General features: G+C 45.3%; 6 protein-coding genes. 1 reads left to right on the top strand and 5 read right to left on the bottom strand.

Features of this window, described 5'->3' with window-relative positions:
* Positions 1-615: 615 nt before the first annotated feature.
* Both B143_RS0108820 and ygfZ read right to left on the bottom strand, forming a co-directional pair.
* Positions 616-1,644 (bottom strand): 6-phosphofructokinase, encoded by a 1,029-nt coding sequence (locus tag B143_RS0108820; protein WP_008315936.1) that lies wholly within the window; start codon positions 1,642-1,644, stop codon positions 616-618.
* A 13-nt stretch (positions 1,645-1,657) separates the two neighbouring features.
* Positions 1,658-2,335 carry a CAF17-like 4Fe-4S cluster assembly/insertion protein YgfZ gene (ygfZ, locus tag B143_RS0108815; RefSeq protein WP_008315938.1) on the bottom strand — a complete coding sequence of 226 codons (678 nt, stop codon included), beginning with the start codon at positions 2,333-2,335 and terminating at the stop codon, positions 1,658-1,660.
* A gap of 142 nt (positions 2,336-2,477) precedes the next feature.
* On the opposite strand from ygfZ, the gene alr reads away from it, so the two are divergent.
* Positions 2,478-3,545: an alanine racemase gene (gene alr, locus B143_RS0108810; RefSeq protein WP_018122983.1), complete on the top strand. Its 1,068-nt coding sequence runs from the start codon at positions 2,478-2,480 to the stop codon at positions 3,543-3,545.
* On the opposite strand, the gene B143_RS0108805 is transcribed toward alr, so the two are convergent.
* Genes B143_RS0108805 through B143_RS0108795 form a run of 3 tightly spaced genes read right to left on the bottom strand, consistent with a single transcriptional unit; the run spans position 3,542 to position 8,629 of the window.
* Positions 3,542-4,291, bottom strand: a complete 750-nt coding sequence (locus B143_RS0108805) for an SDR family NAD(P)-dependent oxidoreductase (RefSeq protein WP_018122982.1) — start codon at positions 4,289-4,291, stop codon at positions 3,542-3,544. The two genes, alr and B143_RS0108805, sit on opposite strands and share 4 nt — an antisense overlap.
* Before the next feature lie 35 nt (positions 4,292-4,326).
* The gene (gene epmA / locus B143_RS0108800) at positions 4,327-5,277 is read right to left on the bottom strand and encodes an EF-P lysine aminoacylase EpmA (protein WP_018122981.1); all 951 of its coding nucleotides are present in this window, start codon (positions 5,275-5,277) and stop codon (positions 4,327-4,329) included.
* 55 nt (positions 5,278-5,332) lie between these two features.
* Positions 5,333-8,629 (bottom strand): FimV/HubP family polar landmark protein, encoded by a 3,297-nt coding sequence (locus B143_RS0108795; protein WP_018122980.1) that lies wholly within the window; start codon positions 8,627-8,629, stop codon positions 5,333-5,335.
* Positions 8,630-8,689: the final 60 nt, after the last annotated feature.

The raw sequence follows: 8,689 nt of genomic DNA, 5'->3' as shown, positions 1-8,689 counted from the left end.
CATACCGCCAGCGTTCAATCTGAGCCAGGATCAAACTCTTCAGTTTAAATCCATATATTTTAAATCTCTTTAAGATTCGAAACTCACTCAATTACTGTATATATAAAATATACGCTGGAATTGATTTGGTTCGAAACTTGTATTTCTGTAATCACTTCAATACAAGCTCCCACACAAACCACTTAAGATTAATCTGTTAAAGAACTCGAGGGAGTCAAGTGACTCAACCTCGTGAAGAGCAGGCTATTTTACATGATCTAAATCATTTGTCAACACCTAATTTGAAAAGTTTTTTTCAGCGAGGGAAACTAAACAACCATCTCAACCTCTCAAAACCCTTCAAACTCACCGCTTTTCAGCAGCGCCTCGTTCAGAAGAGGTGCTCATTATAGATAAATTCAGAGAGGTGTCAACACCCTTTTTCAATTAATTTTAAAGTATTTCACAAATAACATATTTAACAATAAGATAGAGCATAAAAATAATTGAAATTAATTGTATCCAAGCCCTAAGACTCAGCAGCACACCTAATATTTCATGCAATTTTCTGCATCACTTGATGCAAAAAACCCCGATATTTCTTCAATACCGGGGTGATTTTTCATGCATTGCGCACTAAATGCCCATACATACGCCAATGGACTGCAAAGTTTTCACCATAGAATGATCTCTTGGCAATAATCTTGGACGCCCGGCCACCTTTTCTAAAGGTACAGGAACTAAAGCGCCTCCTTGACTGGCCACCATCACACCGGTGATGCCTGCTTTTAAGTATTCAATGGCTTTACTGCCACATTGTGTTGCAAAAATACGATCGCCTGCTGTTGGCGTACCGCCACGGCTCACATAACCTAATGTGGTCAAGCGCGCTTCAATGCCAGTCAATTCAGGAATCTGATCCACTAAACGCATCGCTGCCACATGCTTTTTAGGTTTTAAGCCAAGCAATGCATCCTCTTGTGAGATTGCACCTTCTGCCACAACTAATAGCGCTGCTTTGTGCTCATAAATTTGGGCTTTTAAGGATTTAACAATCGCTGTTGTTGAATAAGGAATCTCTGGCACCAAACAAATGTCCGCGCCGCCCGCTAAAGCTGCACCGGCTGCCAACCAACCTGCATCGCGCCCCATCACTTCTAAAATCATTAAACGATGATGGGAATCTGCCGTGGTGCGTAAACGATCAAGCGCCATCACAGACACTTGCACTGCCGTATCATAGCCAAAAGTGATGTCCGTTTGTGCAATGTCGTTATCAATGGTTTTTGGCAACGTCACAATCGGCACGCCTTTTTTCGCCAACTCATAAGAGAAGCGTTGTGTACCATCGCCACCTAAACACACCAATGCATCTAATCCTAACTCATTAAAGCTTTTGACACAGTTTTCAACGGCCTCTTCTGTCCCTTTTGCACGACCGCCCCCTCGACCGGTGCCCAAAATCGTCCCACCTAGGCCGATGATTGGGCTCACATCCGCTTTTTCTAGAGGTTTAATGCAGCCTTCGGCTAAGCCTAAAAAGCCATCATGAATACCGGTCACTTTCCATCCTTCTTGGAAAGCTGTCAGTGCCACTGCTCTTAATGCAGCATTTAACCCCTGACAATCACCGCCTGCAGTTAACACACCAATATGTTTACTCATGAACCCTTCCTTTTTATTCGTCTTCATTTTTCCAAACATGGCGAACTGTGATGTCTGTTTCAATTTTTAACGGCTGCACCAATTCAGCAAGCACCAATACTGCCAATGCCTCATCATCTTTCACACACACCACTTCACCCGCCACTTCATTATGGGCATAAATTGTGTCACCAATATTAACGTGTTGCCCATTTAAAGCCACTTGCCCGAGGCGTTTTTTATTTTTACCCAAATCACGTAGGCGCGTCACAATCTCTTGACCAATGTAACAACCTTTACGCGGATGCACACCTTTTAATACATCTAAACTCACCATTTGTGGCACATATTTGCCTTGTGTTGCTGCCACAATCCATGGAATGGGTTCACTTGGGATCATTTGCATTGCTTCAGTCTCATCGACATCAGCCACATCAATGGTCACTTTTGATCTAAACAGATAGCGCTTTAACAGTGTAGCGATCGCTTCGCTGATCTCTTTTGGCAAGTAAAGATCAAAGGTTTCAGAGTCCACGCGATTGATCCAAAACACCGCTTCTAATCGCCCTTTAATATTACATAAGCCCGCTAAACCAGAATTGCCTTCATGAGCATATAAATAGTCTAAATGATCCATGTCTGCCGTCAATTGACCATGGAGGAAATTACGGGCATCAATGCCTTTGACCACCAATTTTGCAAATTCCATCATCTTTTCACCTCATTTGTGTTCATCGATTGAGTATCAGTATAGCGGCATTCTACCTTTTGATCGGATAGATTTGCACCCATTTCCTTTTCGTATCATAATCTTTGCGCTTCATGATTATACTAACTACCAAACCGAGGTTAATATGCGTCCGCTAAAAGCTTATCTCTCAAAAAGCGCTTTACTGCATAATGTGGCGTTTTTACAGCAGAAAGCCCCAAACAGTCAATTGTGCACCGTACTCAAAGCCAATGCTTATGGGCATCGCGTGGCATTGATGGTGCCCATTTTAGAACATGTGGTCAACTTCTTTGCGGTCGCCGCGATTGAAGAGGCCGAAACCATTCGCACCTTATCAAACACCCCCATTATTTTACTCGAAGGCGTCTTTGAGCATCATGAATATCATTTATGTGATGAGTTCAACTTTATCCCTGCCATTGGCAATGCGCATCAGCTCAATGGGTTATTAGACGCAAAACTCATGAATCCGATTGATGTATTCATCAAAATCAACAGCGGCATGAATCGCCTTGGCATCCGCCCTGAAGAGTTGGCACATTATTATCAAGCCCTCAATGATTCAGAGAATGTGAAAAGCATTCAATTGATGACCCATTTAGCGTGCGCCGATGAAGCTGATGACACCAAAACACGGACACAATTGGCATTGATGGCAAATTTACCGCAGCATCTCAGTGCAAGTATTTCAAACTCTGCCAATATTTTTGATGATCAAAAACCTGCTCAATCCATTGTCCGAGCAGGATTGGCATTATATGGTGCATCCCCATTTGATGATCAAACCGCTGAAAGCATCGGTTTAAAACCCATTTTAGAATTGCGCTCTAAAATCATTCATGTCAATCACATCAAAGCAGGTGAACATGTGGGTTATGGCGCAACATTCACAGCGCCCCATGATTTACCTGTGGGCGTTGTGGCATGTGGCTATGCGGATGGTTATCCGCGTGAGGTGAGCAAAGAGGCTTATGTGCTCATCGATGGTTATAAAGCGCCTCTCATTGGGCGCGTTGCCATGGATATGTTCATGGTGGATTTAAGCGCTGTGCCAGAGTCAAAATGGGATCGCGAAGTCATTTTATTTGGCGAAGCCTTACCGATTGAATATGTCGCTCAATGGGCAGGCACCATTCCCTACACCATCTTCACCCATTTAGCGGCACGCATTCACTTTAATGTGATCGATTAATCATCGTAATGAACTTTAAGGCCAGCGAAGCTTTGGCTCGTTGGCATCACTTCAATGCGGTTAATGTTGATGTGTTTTGGCTGGTTTGCGAGCCAAAACACAATCTCCGCAATGTCTTTACCGGTTAAAGGCTCAGCTTTATCATAAAGTGCTGCCGCTTTATCATCATCCCCTTTAAAGCGCACATTGGAAAACTCTGTTTCTCCGCATAAACCGGGCTCCACATTCGTCACACGAATGCGTTTGCCAAATAAATCAGCACGCAAATTTAAACTGAACTGTTTCACAAAAGCTTTTGTGGCACCATACACATTGCCGCCAGCATACGGCCAACTGCCCGCAGTTGAACCCATATTAATGATGTACCCGTCATTTTTTGCCACCATATGCGGTAAAAAGAGTTGCGTTAAAGAGATGAGCCCCATCACATTGGTGTTCACCATCGTTGCCCAATCCTCAAAATTGGCTTGATCCGCCGTTTCCATGCCAAGGGCTAAACCTGCATTATTGATGAGGATATCCACTTGTCCAAAGGTTTCGATGATCTCATCCACCACTTGTGTGGCGGCTACGCGATCGGCAACATCTAATGTGAAGCCTGTAAATTGCGTGTTTAACTCCGCTTTCAGCGCCGCTAAACGATCCGTGCGCCTTGCAATGCCAATCACATGATGACCATGCGCTGCAAACACGCGCGCCATCTCTTGCCCAAAACCTGCCGATACACCTGTAATCACGACATTCATTTGCAACCTCCTAAGTAATTTATGGTGAATGATGCTTAACTCTCTTCAAAGGGGAATAAGATCACATCATTGATGTTATGTGTATTTGTCGCCGCCATCAAGAGGCGATCAATCCCCATGGCAACACCGCTGACCAACGCTGGCATGCTGGCCATCTCTTGTAAAAAGAGTTCATCGATCGCAACAGGTGCTAAACCATATTGCGTGCGCACTTGATTTTCTGCTTCAAAACGGGCGCGCTGCTCGATGGGATCTGTTAATTCCTCATAACCATTGGCCAATTCTAACCCACGCCAATACACTTCAAAGCGTTTGCCAATGGCATTGCCGGCGCAATCTTGGGTGATTTTTGCTAAAGATGCTTGGGACGCCGGATAACTATGGAGCACCGTGATCACATCAGGATCAAACGTTGGCTCAATGAGGTGGCTCATGATTAAATCTAAATATTCATCTTTCGTTTGCGGTGTAAACGCAAGGGAAACACCCTGCGTTTTTAATACAGCATCCAGCTCTGCTTCTGTTGCCATGAAAGGATTGAGGGCAAGTTTTTCCATAAAGAGCGTAAAATAACTGTATTCCACCACTTCGATGTGCTGTTTCGAAAGCATGCGGATCAAATGAATCACCTCTTGGGTCAATTCAAAAAGATCATAATTCACGCGATACCATTCGAGCATCGTAAATTCTGGCGTGTGCCGTGGGCTTAATTCTCCATCACGAAACACTTTGCCTAAATAATAGATCGAGCCGGATTGATGGGCGAGCAAACGCTTCATGTGATATTCAGGCGAAGTGATCAAATATGTGGTGTGCTGATAGAGCTTCCCCGGACCATTGAATGTGCTCATAAAATTTAACAGTGCCGGATCACTGTTGCCAAATTGGCTCATGATGGGCGTATCCACTTCAAGCACTGCATCTTGATGAAAATATTCACGAATGGCGCGCAGCATCTTCGCGCGGCGCATCACCTTCTCTTGCATAATGACCTCAATAAAAAAGCCTAGAATCTTCTAGGCTTTATGTGTTGTAAATGTATTAATTGATCTTACTCAGAAGCGCTTCGGCTCTCGCCACTTGCGATGGATTACCATCACGCACCACCTCTTCTAAAAGCGGCTTGGCCAAACTTGGATCAAAATCAATATAAGCCTCTGCCAATTCTAACTTAATTTGCTCCGATTCATCATCTTCTGATGCTTCAGCCACAGGCACTTCCACCACTTGAACCACAGGCTTTTCAACAATCACCTCTTTTTCAATCACAGTGGGCGCAATCGGTGCAACAACTGGCGCTGCCTCTACGACTGTTTCCACTATAGGCGCAGCAGGCGCTGTTGCCACAGGTTCTGTGATGATCACAGGTTCAGGCGTTGACTCAGTGAATGCTGGAATGTCAATCAACTCAATCTCTTCTAAAGGCTCCATGCCTTCAAATGCATCGACCGTTTCAATCGTTTCAGCAATCGGCGCTTCAAACTCAGATAAATCAAAGCCTGGGAAATCCATCTCATCCACAGCATCCATCATTTGTGGGGCTTCGGCAGTTTCTGTATTGGTCACAATCTCTTCTGTGATGATCTCAGGCATGTCCGCAACTTCTGGCACAGCCACAGATTCCACTGCACGAATGTGCTCTAAAGACTCTTCGGCTTTCGCAACATTGTCTTTCACAGAGTCGCCAATTGGATCAATGTCTGCAGGCGCACTGAAATCTAAGGATTCTAAGAATTCATGACCGGCTTCATTGTCATCGACATCCGCCACAAAGCTTAAATCTAAATTATGGTCCACTTCTTCGGTGGAAACTTCCATTAAATCGGCAAACTCAATGGCGTCATCTTCTTCAAATTTTGCCAAATCAATCGCTGAAATGTCTGCCACTTGTTCATCATTGGCCAATGTGGTTTGTGCTGTGTCGATCAAATCCCCAAAGCTCACATATTCTGTAATCTCAGCGGTGGGATCATTGTTCTCTTCACTGGCAATCGCTTCAATTGCACCGCTGTCTGAATCTTGTGAAACAAACAATGGATTGTTTTCACCAAAACTCACAGCCTCAGGTTCATCTGATGGCGTGACTTCTTCAACAGCAATGGGATCAAATGCAATCGGCTCAAAATCCATCGCTGGCTCAACCGTTGCCACTTCTGCTTCAACTGCTTCTACCACAGGCTCAGATTCTGCCGGTGCCTCTTCTGTATTGCGACCCGTGAAATCTAACACGCCATCAAATTCTAACGTGTCAAATGTTGGCATCTCTTCAACGCTTTCTGCCTCAGCCTCAGCTTTAGGCGCTTCAAAGCCAGATAAATCAAACTCTAAGCCGCCCATTTCAGGTTCAGCTGCTGCCGCCGTTTCCACTGCTGCGGATGGTATTTCACTGGGCGCATCAAATGAGAAATCAAAATCAAGCGTGTCAAACTCCGCTTCTTGTGGTTTTGCCTCTGCTTTAGGCGCAGTTGCCACCGCGGCTGCAGTCACAGCTGCCGCTGGCGCTGCAAATGAGAGATCAAAATCCAGTGCCGCCATGTCATCTTCAGCATCTTGAGTCGCAGCCGCAGCTTGTGGCTTCTCTTCTGTGAAGGAGAAATCAAAGTCTAAACTTTGGATTTCAGTGCCATCTTTCGCTGGACTTGCCCCTTCTGAACTGAGCACCGCTGCAACTGGCGCAGCAATGGCAGCGGCTGCCGCAGCTTTTGCAGATGCTGATTTCACTTCTGGCGCACCTTTTTTAGGTGTCTCTTCGATGATTTCTTCAACGATCACCGATTCCTCAGCTGGTGCTTCAGATTTTTTGCCTTTTTTCGCTTTTTTCTCTTTCGGTGCTTTTGGCGCTTTATCGGTTGAACCTTCCCCCGCTTGACGACGACGCATCGCCACAATCGCTAAAATGGCCAACAATAAAATTAATGCACCACCGCCCACATACATAATGTTGTCAAAAATGATCTCAATGATGCCAGGCTCTTCTTCCGGCTCTTCCACCATAAAGACTTTTGGTTTTGCAGGTGCAACATTGGCCACAGATTCTGTCACCTCAGCCACGCTTGCCATCACGTTTTCACTTTGTGCAGGTGTTGTCGCATCCACTGTTTCAGCGGCAACCGATGCACTCATCTCATCGCCTTGTGCCTCTACTTGTGGCTCAGCGGCGGGTGCAGCATCGGCAGGAACATCATTCACAGCTGCAATGGATGGTTCACTCGGTGAAATCACGGTCATGTCATTGGCTGGGCTATTGACCGGATGCACCACTTTCACAGGCACTTCATCGGTGACCACAGTTTCAGTGACGGTACCATCATTGTCAACAACTTCAGCAGCAACGGCAGCTGGTGCAACATTGGCAGCCGTTGGCGCTAAAGATCCACTGGCAGATGCTGGTGGTGCAGGCAATTCATAAATAAAGCCCACCGCTTCTGTGGTGGCCTCTGCCTTCACAAAATTGTGCTGTTTCTTAGGTGTGTCCACAGGAATGATCAACGTGACATCTGCACGCAATACGCCCGCAGGTGTAAAGGCTGAGGGATTGTGTTTTTTGATGATTTCAATCATCTTTTGGGGAGGGATGTGAGCAGGACGCACTTTATTGGCAATGCTCCACATGGTTTCACCCGCTTCAACGGGTCCATAACGCTTCACAAGCGCAGGATCAACGGCATTCTTTAAGTGGCTCTGTGCTTTTGGTGCTTTTGCTTCAACTTTTGCAGGTTTGTCCGCTTTTTTATCTGTTGATGCTTTTTCAACCTTTTTTTGAGCCTGTTCTGCTTTAACCACAGCTTTTTCAACAGGCTTTTTCACTTCTGCCACTTTTGGTTGCGTGTCTGCATCTTTCGCATCGGCAACTTTTGGGGCAACAGGCGCCACCACAGGTACATCCGATAATGTCACTTGATTTGTGGATTCAGTTGCTTGATCAGATTCGATGTTCACGCCATCGATCTCAATTTCTGCAACCTCCGCAGCAGGTTCCGGGCGAATGTCTAATAAAATGGGCAATTCAAACAATTGGCGGCGGTTATTTTCATCGCGGCTTTCAAGCAGCAATGTTAACGCTGGGGTTTCCACCTCTTCTGTCGTGGTGACCACCAATTGCTTTTTACCCTCTTCTTCCACCACATTGACGGATAAATCATAAGTGGGAATCGGATGATTTAATCTTAAATACTCCGTGCGCTCCGCAAGTATCACATCCCCTTCCCCGATCACATCTGCCTGTAAGCGCAAAGGCTCATTTAAATAGGAGATGGTTCTTAAGTTCTCAACATCTGCCGCATGCGATAGCCCAAAGACACCTAACAATGCGATGGCCAAAATATTTTTTCTTATCATAGTTTGTTCCGAGTACTCAATATGATTCGTCTCTAACACATTAGAGCGAGTTTTAAAATT

The sequence above is a fragment of the Wohlfahrtiimonas chitiniclastica DSM 18708 genome, assembly GCF_000375345.1.
Taxonomy (GTDB): domain Bacteria; phylum Pseudomonadota; class Gammaproteobacteria; order Cardiobacteriales; family Wohlfahrtiimonadaceae; genus Wohlfahrtiimonas; species Wohlfahrtiimonas chitiniclastica.
Note: the sequence above shows the minus strand (reverse complement) of the source record. Positions and strands in the feature narration are given on the sequence as shown.

What these genes read in the sequence shown, in the direction of transcription:
- B143_RS0108805 (WP_018122982.1), bottom strand. Translation starts at nt 4,291, where the DNA reads ATGAATGTCGTGATTACAGGTGTATCGGCAGGTTTTGGGCAAGAGATG.
- epmA (WP_018122981.1), bottom strand. Translation starts at nt 5,277, where the DNA reads ATGCAAGAGAAGGTGATGCGCCGCGCGAAGATGCTGCGCGCCATTCGT.
- alr (WP_018122983.1), top strand. Translation starts at nt 2,478, where the DNA reads ATGCGTCCGCTAAAAGCTTATCTCTCAAAAAGCGCTTTACTGCATAAT.
- B143_RS0108795 (WP_018122980.1), bottom strand. Translation starts at nt 8,629, where the DNA reads ATGATAAGAAAAAATATTTTGGCCATCGCATTGTTAGGTGTCTTTGGG.
- B143_RS0108820 (WP_008315936.1), bottom strand. Translation starts at nt 1,644, where the DNA reads ATGAGTAAACATATTGGTGTGTTAACTGCAGGCGGTGATTGTCAGGGG.
- ygfZ (WP_008315938.1), bottom strand. Translation starts at nt 2,335, where the DNA reads ATGATGGAATTTGCAAAATTGGTGGTCAAAGGCATTGATGCCCGTAAT.